The 15,602-nt window shown below is 37.3% G+C and carries 17 protein-coding genes; 4 read left to right on the top strand and 13 right to left on the bottom strand.

The genetic code is table 11. The features are described 5' to 3' along the window. Window positions 1-6: 6 nt before the first annotated feature. Window positions 7-2,337: a bifunctional 2',3'-cyclic-nucleotide 2'-phosphodiesterase/3'-nucleotidase gene (gene cpdB, locus MHH71_RS22905; protein WP_006095906.1), complete on the bottom strand. Its 2,331-nt coding sequence runs from the start codon at window positions 2,335-2,337 to the stop codon at window positions 7-9. Between the two features lie 459 nt (window positions 2,338-2,796). Here cpdB and MHH71_RS22900 point away from each other — a divergent pair, with 459 nt between their 5' ends. Both MHH71_RS22900 and MHH71_RS22895 read left to right on the top strand, forming a co-directional pair. Continuing rightward, entirely contained in the window at window positions 2,797-3,567 is a 771-nt protein-coding gene (locus MHH71_RS22900; RefSeq protein ID WP_006095908.1) for a GDSL-type esterase/lipase family protein, read from the top strand. A 72-nt stretch (window positions 3,568-3,639) separates the two neighbouring features. Next, a complete protein-coding gene (locus MHH71_RS22895) occupies window positions 3,640-4,086 on the top strand; it encodes a MarR family winged helix-turn-helix transcriptional regulator (protein ID WP_018766123.1) in 447 nt (148 codons plus the stop codon). 23 nt (window positions 4,087-4,109) lie between these two features. Here MHH71_RS22895 and MHH71_RS22890 read toward each other — a convergent pair whose 3' ends face one another. The 7 genes from MHH71_RS22890 to argC form a co-directional block, all read right to left on the bottom strand. Next, window positions 4,110-4,283 (bottom strand): hypothetical protein, encoded by a 174-nt coding sequence (locus MHH71_RS22890; RefSeq protein WP_003200119.1) that lies wholly within the window; start codon window positions 4,281-4,283, stop codon window positions 4,110-4,112. A gap of 55 nt (window positions 4,284-4,338) precedes the next feature. Then, window positions 4,339-4,890, bottom strand: coding sequence for a DUF2062 domain-containing protein (locus MHH71_RS22885; protein ID WP_033799091.1), 552 nt, complete (start codon window positions 4,888-4,890; stop codon window positions 4,339-4,341). A 167-nt stretch (window positions 4,891-5,057) separates the two neighbouring features. Continuing rightward, window positions 5,058-6,008 (bottom strand): ornithine carbamoyltransferase, encoded by a 951-nt coding sequence (gene argF, locus MHH71_RS22880; RefSeq protein ID WP_006095911.1) that lies wholly within the window; start codon window positions 6,006-6,008, stop codon window positions 5,058-5,060. Between the two features lie 12 nt (window positions 6,009-6,020). Continuing rightward, window positions 6,021-7,181: an acetylornithine transaminase gene (locus tag MHH71_RS22875; protein ID WP_033799092.1), complete on the bottom strand. Its 1,161-nt coding sequence runs from the start codon at window positions 7,179-7,181 to the stop codon at window positions 6,021-6,023. Further along, window positions 7,178-7,945, bottom strand: a complete 768-nt coding sequence (argB, locus tag MHH71_RS22870; protein WP_006095913.1) for an acetylglutamate kinase — start codon at window positions 7,943-7,945, stop codon at window positions 7,178-7,180. The genes MHH71_RS22875 and argB overlap by 4 nt, the downstream gene beginning before the upstream one ends. A gap of 11 nt (window positions 7,946-7,956) precedes the next feature. Further along, on the bottom strand, window positions 7,957-9,180 hold the full coding sequence (argJ, locus tag MHH71_RS22865) for a bifunctional glutamate N-acetyltransferase/amino-acid acetyltransferase ArgJ (RefSeq protein WP_018780806.1): 1,224 nt from the start codon (window positions 9,178-9,180) through the stop codon (window positions 7,957-7,959). Window positions 9,181-9,192: 12 nt separating this feature from the next. Beyond that, entirely contained in the window at window positions 9,193-10,230 is a 1,038-nt protein-coding gene (argC, locus tag MHH71_RS22860; protein WP_006095914.1) for an N-acetyl-gamma-glutamyl-phosphate reductase, read from the bottom strand. 225 nt (window positions 10,231-10,455) lie between these two features. Here argC and MHH71_RS22855 point away from each other — a divergent pair, with 225 nt between their 5' ends. Then, on the top strand, window positions 10,456-10,641 hold the full coding sequence (locus tag MHH71_RS22855; RefSeq protein WP_018766126.1) for a YqzH family protein: 186 nt from the start codon (window positions 10,456-10,458) through the stop codon (window positions 10,639-10,641). Between the two features lie 29 nt (window positions 10,642-10,670). Here MHH71_RS22855 and MHH71_RS22850 read toward each other — a convergent pair whose 3' ends face one another. Both MHH71_RS22850 and MHH71_RS22845 read right to left on the bottom strand, forming a co-directional pair. Then, window positions 10,671-11,465: an SDR family NAD(P)-dependent oxidoreductase gene (locus MHH71_RS22850; RefSeq protein ID WP_018780804.1), complete on the bottom strand. Its 795-nt coding sequence runs from the start codon at window positions 11,463-11,465 to the stop codon at window positions 10,671-10,673. 9 nt (window positions 11,466-11,474) lie between these two features. Continuing rightward, on the bottom strand, window positions 11,475-12,428 hold the full coding sequence (locus MHH71_RS22845) for an MBL fold metallo-hydrolase (RefSeq protein WP_006095916.1): 954 nt from the start codon (window positions 12,426-12,428) through the stop codon (window positions 11,475-11,477). 166 nt (window positions 12,429-12,594) lie between these two features. On the opposite strand from MHH71_RS22845, the gene proI reads away from it, so the two are divergent. After that, window positions 12,595-13,434 (top strand): pyrroline-5-carboxylate reductase ProI, encoded by an 840-nt coding sequence (proI, locus tag MHH71_RS22840; protein WP_006095917.1) that lies wholly within the window; start codon window positions 12,595-12,597, stop codon window positions 13,432-13,434. Window positions 13,435-13,491: 57 nt separating this feature from the next. Here proI and sdaAA read toward each other — a convergent pair whose 3' ends face one another. Genes sdaAA through MHH71_RS22825 form a run of 3 tightly spaced genes read right to left on the bottom strand, consistent with a single transcriptional unit; the run spans window position 13,492 to window position 15,323 of the window. Beyond that, the gene (gene sdaAA / locus MHH71_RS22835; RefSeq protein ID WP_003208393.1) at window positions 13,492-14,370 is read right to left on the bottom strand and encodes an L-serine ammonia-lyase, iron-sulfur-dependent, subunit alpha; all 879 of its coding nucleotides are present in this window, start codon (window positions 14,368-14,370) and stop codon (window positions 13,492-13,494) included. An 18-nt stretch (window positions 14,371-14,388) separates the two neighbouring features. Continuing rightward, window positions 14,389-15,048, bottom strand: a complete 660-nt coding sequence (gene sdaAB, locus MHH71_RS22830) for an L-serine ammonia-lyase, iron-sulfur-dependent subunit beta (RefSeq protein ID WP_016116224.1) — start codon at window positions 15,046-15,048, stop codon at window positions 14,389-14,391. Between the two features lie 47 nt (window positions 15,049-15,095). Continuing rightward, window positions 15,096-15,323, bottom strand: coding sequence for a hypothetical protein (locus MHH71_RS22825; RefSeq protein ID WP_240522731.1), 228 nt, complete (start codon window positions 15,321-15,323; stop codon window positions 15,096-15,098). Window positions 15,324-15,602 lie beyond the last annotated feature (279 nt).

Here is a 15,602-nt window from a genome sequence, read left to right as displayed (position 1 = left end):
ACGTTATTATCTATTTGCTTTTTTTCGTCTAAATAACATAAACACGCCTGCTCCAACAAACGCAAGTCCCGCTCCAATTGTAGAGAAGACACTCGCTCCCGTTTTTGGTAAATCACGCTCTACTTCGTTTGTTTCTTTATCTTCACTTACATTTGTATGTTCTTTCGTATCTTTATTTCCATTGTCAGGATTTGTTTGGGGATCTCCATTGTTTTCTCCGCCTGGTGTTGTTGGGTTACCACCGTTGTTTTCCCCGCCTGGTGTTGTTGGATTACCACCGTTGTTCTCCTCACCTGGTGTTGGCGGTGTTGTTGGCTTATCTCCATCATTTCCTTCACCTGGTGTTGGCGGTGTTGGCGGTGTCGGCTTATCTCCATCGTTCTTTTTCGTTAAATCAATTGCATATTTCGCAAACTCATTTTCAGATGGACCAACATAAGAGATTTTCCCATCCTTTGTAATGTACTTCTGCGCATTTGGTGAAGAGTCAAATGTAGTATTTAATTTTTCAGCAGCAATTGGTTTAAACGCCCAGTTTTGATCTGCTGCTGGATTAATAACAGGTGTTTCTTTCATATATTTCGTAATGATTTGACGCGTTTCATCTTGAGATTGATATACAACTTCACCTTTACTTACACCAGGGAATGTTTGACTGCTGCCACGATAGTTATTTGTAGCAACAATAAATTCTTGATCATCAGCGATTGGTTTTCCAGCATATGTTATATTCACAATACGATTTGCATTTTGGTTTACTACTTTTCCATCTTTATCATACTTTGCTGGTTGTGTCACATCAATTTCGTATTTTACGCCATCTAAAATATCAAAGTTATATGTAGGATAGTTTACATTTACTAATGACTGTTCCTCCGCTTTATTTGGATCAATTTGATTGAACTGACCTGCAGACATTTCAAGCCATTCTTTTACTTGCGCACCATTTACTTTTACAGCATACAGTGTATTTGGATATACATATAAATCAGCAACGTTTTTAATCGCTAAAGTTCCTGCTGGAATATCAGTATAATAAGTTGCACCATTTCGGCCGCCTGCTTTAAAAGGTGCACCTGCTGATAAAACTGGGATTCCTTTATATTGACTGTATTGTCCATTTTCTGCAAATAGCTTTTCTACATACCATTTTTGGGCATTCGTAACAAGCTGTACAGATGGATCATCTTGTACAAGTGAAAAATAACTATTAATTGGTGCTGTTGTTTTACCGACAGGTGTATTTACATATTTAATTGTCGCTTCATGATCATCTTTAATTTCATCAACTAATTTCTTATCAGATTCTACTAATGCATTTCCTTTACTATCAGAAATCGGACGAACACTTGGAACTGATTTATCTTTTTGTACTTCCCACTTGCCGTTTACCTTTTTCAGCTCCATATCAATGATACCTAAATTACTTCCAAAAACACCTGGCATCACAACTGGAACACCGTTAAACTTGTCCGTTATTACCGTATGAGAATGTCCCATTAACACTGCATCAACACCAGGAACTTCTGTTGCTAAATAATAGGATGCATTCTCATTCTTCATACCAGGTTTATAATCACTTTTATCGACACCAGAGTGAGCTAATGCAACAATGATATCTGCACCTTCTGCTTGCATTTTTTTAACCATTTTCTTTGCAGTTTCTACAATGTCTTTTGCTTTTACTTTTCCTTCTAAATTCGCTTTATCCCATCCCATAACTTGCGGGGGTACAAAGCCCATTACACCTATTTTTACTGTTTGTATTTTACCGTTTTCATCTGTTACTTCTTTTTCAAAAACATGATACGGTTTAAAGTAGTTTTCATCATTCTCTTCATTATTATCGCCATCGTCTTTGTATACATTTGAATTAATTACTGGGAACTGTGTTTTACTAATCGCCTTCTTTAAATAGTCCAAACCGTAGTTAAATTCATGGTTTCCAAGAGAAATGACGTCATACTTCATTAAATTCATTACACGATATAAAGGGTGAACATAGTTTCCATCCAAACCTTTTTGCGCCACATAATCCCCAAGCGGCGTCCCTTGTAGAGCATCCCCATCATCAAATAGTACAGAGTTTTTCGCTTTTGCACGTTCCTCATTTACAAGAGTTGCTGTCTGAACTAAACCAACTTTATTATCTGTTTTCGTTTGATAATAGTCGTAGTTCATTAAGTTAACATGAATATCCGAAGTTTCCAATATTCGTAAATTAACTGTACTTTCTCCTGCTTGTTCCTCTGCATGAGCAATAGTTGGCATTACTTGAGGTGCGATAACACCTAATGCAAGCGTCGCTCCTGCTAGCGCTTTCTTTGATTTCTTCACAAAAAATCCCCCTTATTAAATTGTCCCTTTAAAAACAAATAAAATGAACTTTTCATCAAACTCTAATAAAGTATTCTCTACCTTCATTCTCTTATTTCCTCATATTAGAATATTAGAGTGACGCCTATTCACTTATCCCGCTATTTGCGGACAGTAAGATCCTCACCTCAAAATTTAGCAGAAGCAAAAAAGTTAGATGGGGGATCAACTGCCCGTAAAAGCCCGATTGGTTCAACTAACCATCAGGTGAAGGGATGAAGAAAATCCCCCACTGATGGAAGTTTCACCTTATCTGACATTATCATATCGAACATACTTTCATATCGTCAATAATTTTTGACATACTTCTACAAATTTTATGTAAATTTATTGTAAACTTTACATAAAGATATAATATAACCTTCCATTACTTATACAGCTAAATATGATACAATAACCAATTACAAGGAGGATAATTTTATGAAAAAAGTCATCTTAATTATTGTTTGTCTCCTCCTTCTAATCATTTCTTATTCGCATTTTGAAAAGAACGATGAGACAACAAAACAAAAAGAAAAATCAGCATCATCTACTCCTCATTGGATTGATAAACAAACAAATGACTCTTTTTATCATCTTGTGTTAGGAGATTCGCTTGCAAAGGGATATGGCTCGACACAAGGAGGGTTTTCCGAATTAGCTTCCAAGCAAATAGAGGAACAAATTCACAAACCGATTAGAGTAGAAAACCTTGGAGTGAACGGACTTACAACAGATCGTCTCGTTCAAAAAATTCAGGCAGAAGAAGTGCAGCAAAAAATTAAAGAAGCAAATATAATTACCATTAATATTGGAGGAAATAATTTATTCCGTTTAAATCGTGATGTAGGTGTTATAGATGGTATTAAAATGTTAAATAAAGAAAAAACTCATTTTGAAGAAGACGTAAAAAACATTGTAAAGACAGTTCGAACTCTCAACCCAAATGCTTTACTCATTCTATCTGAGCTCTATAACCCTCTACAACTCGATGATTCAATTGCTTCTTATGCAGATATGTTTTTAGATGGCTGGAATGATGCGGTTTACTCAATTTCAAAAGCGAATCAACCGTCCATTGTTTTACCAATTCGAAAATTAATACCAAATGATAAAAAAGAATTACTGTACGATCAAGTACATCCAAATGATAAAGGTTATGAAATTATTGCCAACGCGTTTACTAAACAAGTTCTATCCTACAAATATTAAAACAAAAACGAACAATTCTATTTTTATACGGTACCTTTTTTTGTTACAATGATAATGGAAGGGGGCCTTTATATGGAATCACGCGAATGGGAACGTATTGTTGATCATCTTCTTTCGTTAGTGCCTCTTTTTTATCGCAAATTTATGCTTCCTGGAGAGTTTTCTTCACAAAGGCACATGCCACCGTCACATACACAGGTGTTACTGCTATTGCATGAACGTGGCACATTAGCAGTGTCAGAAATCGGAAGGCGATTAGCGATTTCAAGGCCCAACATGACACCTCTATTAAATAAATTGATTCAAGAAGAACTTATAGAGCGTCATTACAGCGAAAAAGATCGACGAGTCATTTTAATTTCTCTAACACTAGAAGGGAAATCGTCAGTAAGTCAATATCAACAATTCATTTTAGACAAACTAAAAGAAAACTTTCAAACATTATCGGAAAGCGATCGTGAACAACTCATTCACTCGCTTCAAACAATTCAAAATTTAATTTTGAAAACAAACGTATAAAGCTGCTTCCAAAGGAAGCAGCTTTATGATTCATAATAGTTTCCATAATATACATTTGAATACGGCCATGTTGTTAAGTATGGTTTTTGCTCCGGAGAAGGCTGCGCTTGCTGATATGTTTCAAACTGTTGCCTTGTATAAGGAACAGGATAATAATGCACATATGAGTATGCTTGAGGTACATAGTAATAATACATTCATTCACCCTCCTTTTTTAAGCATATTCAAGGCGGAAAATGAATGTGACATTCTTTATATTTGTACAAGTGGTTCTCTCGCGCGTTTTTTTCTTTTTTTCAAACGTAACTTACGGTTCTTTTCATATAAATAATGCACAACAAAATAAGATATTACTCCAAATACACCCCCGAAAATTGTCATCCCAATTAATACATATACTTCACTCTGTAATAAGCTCTTTAACATAATAAAAATATTACTCGAGAAAAGATCAGATATTGTATATGGTTTATGCTGAATTACCTTTATTTCAAATGGATATAAAGTTTTCCCTAATGCATACGCAAACGGAAACAAAATTACCGGAAGAAATGATATTTTTCCGATAATATTACCAATAACCGCTGCTGGAAAAGATCCCTTTGCTAAGCGTACAATTGGATAAAAAATAAGATAAACAAGTGACGCTGTATAAATCACCAACATTTCCAAAGCAAATCCAATCGCAAATCCACGTGACACTTTCTTCGCTCCTTCTGGCGACCGGAGCAACTTATAATAATGAAATTTAAGCACTCTCCAAATACGTTGAAAAAATGAATATGTTTTTTTACCTATTTGCACAATTATCATCTCTTTAATAGTTTTTTCTCTTCGTAGTATGAACTTAATACTACGACACAAACAACCCTATTTAACTTCACTTATACTAACTTCATCTTATTATAAATGATACAAAGAACATTCACCAAATATACATCAGACATTTCGTAACAAAAAAACCTCCCCGATTAGGAAGGTTTTTTGATGTTTTGAAGTAGACTTACCAATAATGCTTTTTGAGCGTGCAATCGATTCCCTGCTTGCGCAAAGACAACAGAATGCGATCCATCTATAATTTCTCCTGTTACTTCCTCTTCACGATGAGCGGGTAAACAATGTAAGAAGCGATACGTTGCTTTCGCATGCTGAACAAGTTTTTCGTTCACTTGAAACGGTTGAAATAATTGGTATTTCCCTTCCGTATCTTCTTGCCCCATGCTCATCCAAACATCGGTATAGATAAAGTCAGCACCTTTCACTGCCAACTCCGGATCATTCAAAACTTCAATATTTGCTCCCGTCTCATTTGCAATTTCTAGTGCACGCTTTACAATTTGTTCATTCGGTTCATACCCCGGGGGAGTCGCCACTGTCATATGCATACCGACTTTTGCACTTGCTAGCAGTAAAGAGTGACATACATTATTTCCATCCCCTAGGTAAGCAAGTTTAATCCCTTTAAATGTATGAACTTCTTCATAAATTGTCATCAAATCAGCTAATGCCTGACACGGATGATGATCATCTGTCAATCCATTAATAACAGGAATACTTGCTTCTTTCGCAAGCTCCTCTACATCTGCGTGCGAGAATGTACGAATCATAATTCCATCAATATAATGAGATAATACTTTTGCTGTGTCTGAAACACTTTCTCCTCTGCCAAGTTGCATTTCTTTTCCACTTAGAAACATTCCATGTCCACCGAGTTGTACCATTCCTGCTTCGAAAGAAACACGCGTACGAGTTGAATGTTTATCAAAAATTAACCCTAATATTTTCCCTTCTAATAAAGGTTCATGCTTCTCTTTTTTTAAATACATTGCAAATTCAATTAGCGCAATTATCTCCTCTTGCGTCAGTTCTTCTAATGTTAAAAGATCTTTCGTTTGTAATTTCGGTACTTGTATAGTTGACATAGAATTCCCCCCTTATAATATTGGTGATTTTTGTGTACAAATCACTCTTTTTATCATATTTACTGCTTCGTCTATTTCTTCATTCGTTACAATGAGTGGTGGTAAAAGTCGCAAAACATTTGTTCCAGCTTGCAATACAAGAAGCCCCTCTTTTTCTAACTGTTCTATAATGAATGTGACGTCACACTTACAAACGACTCCAATCATAAGTCCTCTCCCTCGAATATTAGTAATCCATTCAACATCAAGTAATTCTTTCTTTAATTTTTGCAGGAAGTATTCTCCCTTTTCTTTTACTTCTTGTAAAAATGAAGGTTGTTTTATAATTTGTAGTACTTCTTTTGCTGCTGTCATTGCAATGTAATTTCCGCCAAATGTTGAACCATGAGTCCCCGCTGAAAAAGCAGTCATAAGCTCTTTCTTTCCAAGCATTGCCCCAACCGGGATCCCATTTCCAAGCGCCTTTGCCGCTGTAACGATATCTGGGGATGTTCCGGTCTGTTCATAAGCAAACAACGTTCCCGTTCTTCCCATACCCGTTTGCACCTCGTCGATTATATAAAGAGCACCATATTGTCTACATAACTTCTCAATCTCTTGCAAAAAGGAAATATCAGCAGGTAAGACGCCACCCTCACCTTGAACAACTTCCACCATAACTGCAGCTACTTCTTCATTCATTGTCTCCCTGAGCGCGGCTATATCATTAAAGAGAATATGTGAAAAAGATGGAAGAAGTGGACCAAATCCCTTTTTTACTTTCTCTTGCCCCGTTGCGCTCATCGTTCCAAATGTTCTTCCATGGAAAGATTGCTGAAATGTTAAAACAAGAGATTTCCCCGTATGCTTCCGCGCTAGTTTAAGCGCTGCTTCATTGGCTTCTGCCCCGCTATTACAAAAAAACACGTAATCTAACTCACGCCCCTCTGTTAGCAATTCAGCTACCTTTTCTTGTGCCTTGTGCGGAAAAAGATTTGATATATGCCAAATTTCCTGTAATTGCTTTTTTACTGCTTCTACAAGTACAGGATGACAATGTCCTAAATTACATACAGCAATTCCAGAAGTAAAATCTAAATACTTTTCCCCACTTTCATCTATCACTTTTGTTCCGGTTCCTTGAACAATTTCAACACTGCGTCTCCCATATGTCGGAAATATATGACTACTCATACGATATTCACCCCTTTTGTTACCGTCGTTCCAACCCACTCCCCTGATGTTCCTACAAAATGTTTTGTACCATTTACAATGCTGACATGCTCGACTCCCATCTGTATTGAGGTGAGAGCAGCCTGCACTTTCGGAATCATCCCCCCTGTAATAATTTCTTTTTCTATCAGACGTAGGATCTCAGCTTCATCCGCTTTCGTTAACAACTTCCCTTCGAACAATATCCCATCTACATCCGTAATAAAAATAAGTTCTTTCGCCCCCAGCGCAGCTGCAATTCCGGCTGCGGCTGTATCTGCATTTATGTTATAAACCTGGTTTCCTCTTACCCCAATTGGAGCAATAACCGGAATATAATTCAAATCTAGTAACCCTTTTAATAGTGAAGTCTCTACACCGCTAACTTCACCAACATATCCAATATCCTCATCAAAAGGCTGAACTTGAAGTAATTTCCCATCACAACCAGAGATTCCGATTGCATGCAAGCCATGCTTTTGAAAATTCATCACCATTTTTTTATTCGTGCTTCCGCATAAAACCATTTGAACAACATTCATCACTTCTTTTGTCGTCACACGTAATCCATTCTTCTTTTCAATTGGAATATTAAATCGCTTTAGCTTTGCATCAATTTCTGCTCCACCGCCATGAACAACAATAACTTGATATTTTTTCTTCAGCTGCTCTATACATTCAAAAAACACATGTTCTAAACGTTCTAGCATACTACCACCGCATTTTACTACGATATACTCGCTCATCTTCTCTCTCCTTACGTACGATAACAAGCATTTATTTTCACATAGTCATAGCTTAAGTCGCAGCCCCAAGCTCTTCCTTTCTCTCCTCCAAGGTGCAAATGAGCATCAATAACAATTTCAGATTCCTTTAATTTTTGTTTCATTTCCTCTTGAGAAAACGCTTGTGGCTCGCTGCTTTGTAAAACAGGAATAGACTGAACAGCAATATCAACAGCGATAGGATCAATAACAACTCCACTTTGACCAATCGCACTAATAATGCGGCCCCAATTTGCATCTTCACCATACATTGCAGTTTTCACAAGACTTGAGCCAACAATTTGTTTCGCAATCTTATTCCCTTCTTCTACTGTTCGTGCTCCGTATACATTTACTTCAACTAACTTAGTAGCACCTTCACCATCTTTAGCAATTTGCTTCGCTAAGTCCTCACATACCTTTTGCAAAGCAAACATAAACTTCTCCCACTCCGTATGATTCGTATAAATAGCAGTTGTTCCTGATAACCCACTTGCCATTACAACGACCATATCATTTGTAGATGTATCACCGTCCACAGTAATTTGATTAAATGTATGATTCGTAACTTGTGATAATGCTAGCTGGAGTGCTTCTTGTTCTATATTTACATCTGTTGTAATAAAGCTAAGCATCGTTGCCATATTCGGATGAATCATACCAGAACCTTTTGCTGCCCCTGCAATCGTCACTTCTTTTCCTTCAATCATAAACTGATAACATGATTGCTTTATAACAAGATCCGTTGTTAATATCGCTTCATAAAAGGAAGCTGCCTTCTCTTTTTCTTTCGATGGTACGAGATAGGAAATACCAGTACGAATTGCTTCCATTGGTAAAGAAACTCCAATGACACCTGTTGAAGCAACTGCTACATGATTTTCTTTTAGCTGGAATTGTTTCGCAGCCAACGTTTTCATTTCATACGCATCTTGTAACCCCTGTACACCTGTACATGCATTTGCATTTCCGCTATTTACAACAATTGCTTGTAGCTTTCCTTCCACAGCTATACTTTCTTTTGTAACTTGTACTGGCGCAGCTTGAAATTGATTTGTTGTATAAACAGCTCCGCAATTAGCAGGAACATCACAAACAATTGCTCCCATATCTTTTTTCCCTTTTTTCAACCCAACCTGGGTACCAATCGCTGCAAAACCTTTTGGCGTTACAATTGATCCACTTGCAACTTTTATAATAGAATCTGTTCCAATCATCATTCTTCCCCCTTATGGATAGAGCGGCATATATTGTAATCCCGCCGTTTCCTCCAGACCTACTAATAAGTTTGCATTTTGAATTGCTTGCCCAGCCGCTCCTTTCATCATATTGTCGATAACGGAAACTACTGTAATACGTCCTGTTCGTTCATCATAAGCCGCTCCAATGTCACAATAATTTGAACCCCTTACTTCTTTTGGACTTGGAAACTCTCCTTTAGAACGGATACGAACAAAAGGAGCATGACAATACGTTTCTTCATATAGCTTCTCTAATATCTGTGCATGGATATCTCGTTTTGCTTTTGCATAGAGAGTAACCATAATCCCTCTCGATATCGGAATTAAATGTGTACTAAATGTAATTGGTTTCGCCTGTTTATTCCACTCACCAAGCATTTGTTCAATCTCTGGAACATGCTGGTGCTCATTCACTTTATAAATATGGAAATTATCATACAGCTCTGGAAAATGGGTCATTGTTGCCGGTGTTTTTCCCGCTCCTGACACCCCTGATTTCGCATCGATAATAAGTGAGTCTTCCTCTATCATCCCGCCCCGCATTAATGGCGCAGCTGCTAGCAGTGCCGCTGTTGCAAAACATCCTGGATTTGCAACCAATTCCGTTTCTTTAATAGCTAACTTTTTCCATTCACTTAATCCATACACTGCCTTTTGAAGAATTTCTTCCTTTGCAGCAGGCCTTTTATACCATGTTTCATATGTACAAGGATTCAACATACGGAAATCACCTGATAAATCAATAACTTTTAAACCAGACGCTAGCAAGCGTGGCGTCAGCTCCGCCGAAACCCCTGCTGGTGTCGCTAAAAATACAATACTAGCCTCCTTCGCTATTACATCCACGTCGATTTCTTGTAACGTATGGACAATAAAATTTTGTAAGTGCGGATATACATTTGTTATTCGTTCCCCTACTTGTGAAAAAGAATGGACAGATGTAATCGAAAAATATGGATGATGATGTAACAACCTTATTAACTCAATTCCTCCATATCCAGTTGCTCCAATAATCGCGACTTTCATATGCTCCTCCTTATATCGATTCTTTAAATTAAATATGATTATAATATTGTATATTTATAGAGTCAATTAAATATTTATTAATTTTAAAAGTTTTAAAAACGTAATTTTTCTAGAAAAACAATAATTATACATGAATTTTTATACACCTTTGATGTACGCTAGTATTTTTTCTATACTTCAAGTACAATAAAAACAATACATTTATACATGCAAGCGGGGAAAAACATGAATGAAAAATTAATTGAAAAGATGTTGATAAAAAGTTTTCGGCAATATCAATGTAAACCTATTTCAAAAGAGGATCGGGAAACTTTAATTCAAAGTGTCCAAACAACCATTGGTTCGGAACCTAATATCGATGTATATGAAGCAATTGAGGATATTGTTTATGAATATATTACGGGAAAATAAAAAATAGGAGATTTCCAAATGGAAATCTCCTATTTTTTACTTAATGATTTACCTGCTATACGTTCAAAAAAACCTGGAAATAACGCAAAAAGTTTTGGCCCAACACTCATCCATTTTGGCAAATTCACTTCACGCTTTTTCGTTTGCATCACTTTTACAATTTGCTCTGCTACGTATGTTGGCTTTAACATGTAACGTCCCATATTTTTTACATATGTACCTGATTGATCAGCAATATCAAAAAAGTTTGTGTCAATTGGCCCTGGATTAATCGCTGTTACATGAATATTTGTATTTGAGAGCTCCATGCGTAAGCTATTCGTAAATCCTAATACCGCATGTTTGCTTGCTGCATACGCACTAGATTTTGGCGTTGCAATTTTCCCTGCTAACGAAGCAATATTAATGATTTGTCCACTATTTCTCTCTAACATATGAGGTAATACTGCTTTCGTACAAGCTACTAATCCAAATACATTGACCTGAAACATATCTTTCACTTCAGTCATGGACGCTTCTTCAAACGTTTTGAAAATACCAAAACCAGCATTGTTTACCAATATATCAATCTGCCCTGCATCCTTTAATATTCTTGCAAAAACAGTATCGATCTCTGCTTCTTCACTTACATCTAATACGTAATAATAGCAAGGCGTATTGTAAGTCGCTTTAATCTTTCCAGCTAATACTCGTAGTTTTTCTTCTGTCCGCGCTATTAATACAGGAATCGCGCCTTGCGCTGCAACTTGCATCGCAACTTGTTCTCCAATTCCACTAGAAGCTCCTGTAATGACGATTACTTTTTCTTGTAAACGTCCCGTCATCGCTGTCACCTACTTTGCATAATAAATCAATTGTGGCGACGATTCATCAATCATCACTTGTTGATTATATGCTAAAAAGTCCAATTGTCCAACTGTTTCCGAAATCGTAAGTGGCAATTGTTCTTTATATAATACAGGAAATAATTTCACACATACTTCGAAGGCTGTCATCGGTTTTTCTTTTAATAATTCTAACACTTTGAAAGCACGTGTTTCTTGTTTTTGCAATCTTCCCTCTATCAGCTCTTTCACATTCACAATGTCTTCTCCATGACCTGATAAAATGCGTGAAATCTTCATGTTACTTAAACGTTTTAATGTTTGATTATATTGTAGTAAAGGTTGCGCTCGCTCTGTCTGTCCTTCATATGGCGGTTCTAGTATCGGATTGGAGGAAATATGACTGATTAAAGCATCCCCACCAATTAATAGTCCATCACGCTCCCTGTATAACGAAATATGAGTCGAAGCATGCCCAGGTGTTTCAATAACTGTAAACTCCGGTAACGATTCAATACTGTCTCCCTCTCGTACAGTATGTGTTAACGATCTATTACAAGAATATTTAAGTGTTTTCGTCGTAAGTAATGCTTCATTCTTCAAAAATGCTTCTGGAACTCCGAACTGTAATGCGGCTTCTTTAAAAAATTGTTGATAATGTTTCAAAAATTGAGAATCCTGCGTAATCCACGGCTCATTCCAAGGATGGCCCACAATATTTGTCTTCTCAGAAAATGTATTTAAAAGTCCACAATGATCAGCATGATGGTGTGTAATCACTACTGTTTCAATGTCTTCTATCCTATATCCTAAAGTCCTTAATTGTTTTTCTAATGCTGCCCTGGCCTCTTTTGTATTTGTCCCTGTATCAATTAATGTTAATGATTCTCCCTTTACTAAAAACACATTAACTGTCTCAACTGCAAATGGAACAGGAATCTCCATTCGATGAATTGCTACCATGTTTATGCCCCCCGTCTCTCTCCGGTTCAAAAATGAATCCCTCTTCAGTTTACAACTTCTTTAAAAATTTGTCATTATTTTCAGATAAAAAGAAGGTGTTTTCTATAATAAAACGAATGTATGTAAATTTATAAGTTTTTCTTACAAAAATTAAGGAGGCTTCATCATGTCTATTCAAAATATTTCCTTTCTAGGTGCCGGATCTATAGCTGAAGCAATCATCGCCGGTTTATTAGATGCGAAGGTTGTAACGGGTGAACAAATTACAGTAAGTAACCGCTCAAATGAAACAAGATTACAGGAATTACATACAAAATACGGTGTCAAAGGAACACATAACAAAGAAGAACTACTTGCTCATGCGGATATTATTTTCCTTGCAATGAAGCCAAAAGACGTCGCAGAAGCACTTCAACCTATAAAAAAATATATAACGAATAATCAACTCGTTATTTCATTATTAGCAGGTGTTTCTACAAGTTCTATTACAAGCCTGCTTCAAAAAAATGTTCCGATTATCCGAGCAATGCCAAATACATCAGCCGCTATTTTAAAATCAGCCACAGCTATTTCTCCATCCTTGCATACAACAGAGCAGCACATTTACATTGCTAAATCTTTATTTGAAACAATTGGCCTTGTTTCAGTGGTGGAAGAAGAACATATGCATGCTGTTACTGCACTATCTGGGAGTGGCCCTGCGTACGTGTATTACGTAGTTGAAGCAATGGAAGAAGCCGCAAAACAGATCGGCTTAGAAGAGTCTGTGGCTAAATCACTTATTTTACAAACAATGATCGGTGCCGCTGAAATGCTTAAAGCTAATACTAAGCACCCTTCTATCTTACGAAAAGAAATCACCTCTCCTGGTGGAACGACAGAAGCTGGGATCGAGGTTCTTCAAAGTTTTAATTTTCAACAAGCACTCGTCGCATGTATTACACAAGCTACAAAACGATCACATGAACTTGGAAAAACATTAGAACAATTAACAAACGAAAAATAATAAACGGAGCTCAGAAAATAGATCTGAGCTCCGTTCTTTTATCACGATTGTATTCTCTTATTTGCTACTCTTTCCAAAAATCTCTTCTTGAAGGCGACGCCCTGTTGGTGTTGCTGCTAGTCCACCTTCAGCTGTCTCACGAAGTGCAACTGGCATTGTTTGCCCAATTCTAAACATCGCTTCAATAACTTCATCGCATGGAATTGTACTTGTTACACCAGCTAGTGATAAATCCGCTGCAATCATAGCATTTGATGCACCTGCTGCATTACGTTTTACACAAGGTACTTCTACAAGTCCAGCAACTGGATCACATACTAACCCTAGCATATTTTTTAAAGCAATCGCCATCGCTGTAGCTGCTTGCTCTTGTGTTCCTCCAGCCATTTCAACAGCTGCCGCTGCTGCCATTCCACTTGCTGAACCAACCTCAGCTTGACAACCTCCAGCTGCACCTGAAATGCAAGCATTATTGGCAACAACCATCCCAAATGCTCCTGCTGTAAATAGAAATTCAATCATTTCTTCACGTGTTGGCTGTAATTTTTCTTTGAGCGCAAATAGTACGCCTGGTACAGTCCCAGCTGATCCAGCTGTTGGTGTTGCACAAATGATTCCCATTGCTGCATTTACTTCGTTTGTTGCAACCGCTTTGCTCACTGCATCCAACATCGTATGACCAGATAAACCTTTTCCGCTCTTCATATACTCTTGTACTTTCACCGCATCTCCGCCAGTTAAACCAGTCGGTGATTTCACACCTTTAATACCACGCTCTACCGCTTGTTCCATCACGACTAAGTTTTTCTCCATGCCTGCAAGTACTTCTTCACGAGAGATACTTCTTGTCTCCATTTCACATTGAATCATAATTTCTGCAATTTTTACATTCTGTTCTTTAGCTTGCGCCACTAGTTCCGCTGCGTTCCGAAACATGGTGTGTCCCCCCTGCAATTAATCCATAATAGTTACTTGACAAATATTAGATTGTCCTTTAATTTCTTCGATAACTTCATCTGCCAACAATTCATCTGTTTCAATGACCATAAGCGCTCTTCTTCCTTTTTCCTTACGTGAGACACTCATCGTACTAATATTAATTTCATGTTTGGCTAGTATAGAAGCTACAGATGCAATCGCTCCAAAGCGATCATTATTTACAATAAGAAGTGCCGGACTTGTTCCTGATAGTTGTAAATCAAACCCATTTAATTCCACCACTTCAATCTTTCCACCACCAATTGAACAAGCGACCACTTCAATCTCCTCTTCTCCTTTATACAAACGAATTCTCGCTGTATTCGGATGTGGTGCATTCGCTTCTTCTTCAATAAAGTCCACTTCAATCCCACGCTCTTTTGCAATTTCTAGCGCACTTGGGATACGTGTATCATCTGTTTCAAATCCTAGTATACCACCAATCAATGCTACATCCGTTCCATGACCACGATATGTTTTTGCAAACGAGCCATATAACGAAATCGTAACTCTTTTTGGTTCATGACGGAAAAGTTGACGAGCAACTTGCCCCATTCTTGCTGCACCTGCTGTATGTGAACTGGACGGCCCAATCATAACTGGACCGATAATATCAAATACTGAGCGATATTTCATCATGATTCCCCCTAAATCTTTTATAAAAAATTGCTACTACTATTCTATTAAGCTGCCGATTCTGTTGCCTTTCCTCCCGTACCACGAATTTGCTCCGCTGTACGAATTGGATAGTTTTTGAATAGAAGTGAGCCAATATATCCTGCAATAATACCAGACACCATAATACATAAGAAACATAGCGTTACTTTCATCGGATCATTAAAACCATACATAACCATAAGTCCGGCAATCGCACCAGCAATAAATCCTGGTAGCAATCCAAATTTTAACACAGAAGCCCCTACAAGCATAGCATAAACAGGTGATACCCCCATTGCTAACGCAACAAGAGTTGCACCAGCTACTCCGCCTAGACTACCTGCTGATTCTCCAAGAAACTAAAGAGTGAAAAAAGACTGAGTACAAATAATAATAATACGGTTCCCTTAATAATCTCCATGATGCCCTCTCTCTTTTAGTCAATTTCGTTTCGTTACGAAAAATGGCTAAAATGCACGCTGTAACTCCCGACGAATTGTAATTTGCCCTCATTATAGCTTGTTTTTTATGAA

Source organism: Bacillus sp. FSL H8-0534 (assembly GCF_038005885.1).
In the GTDB taxonomy this organism is placed as follows: Bacteria; Bacillota; Bacilli; order Bacillales; family Bacillaceae_G; genus Bacillus_A; species Bacillus_A pseudomycoides.
Note: the sequence above shows the minus strand (reverse complement) of the source record. Positions and strands in the feature narration are given on the sequence as shown.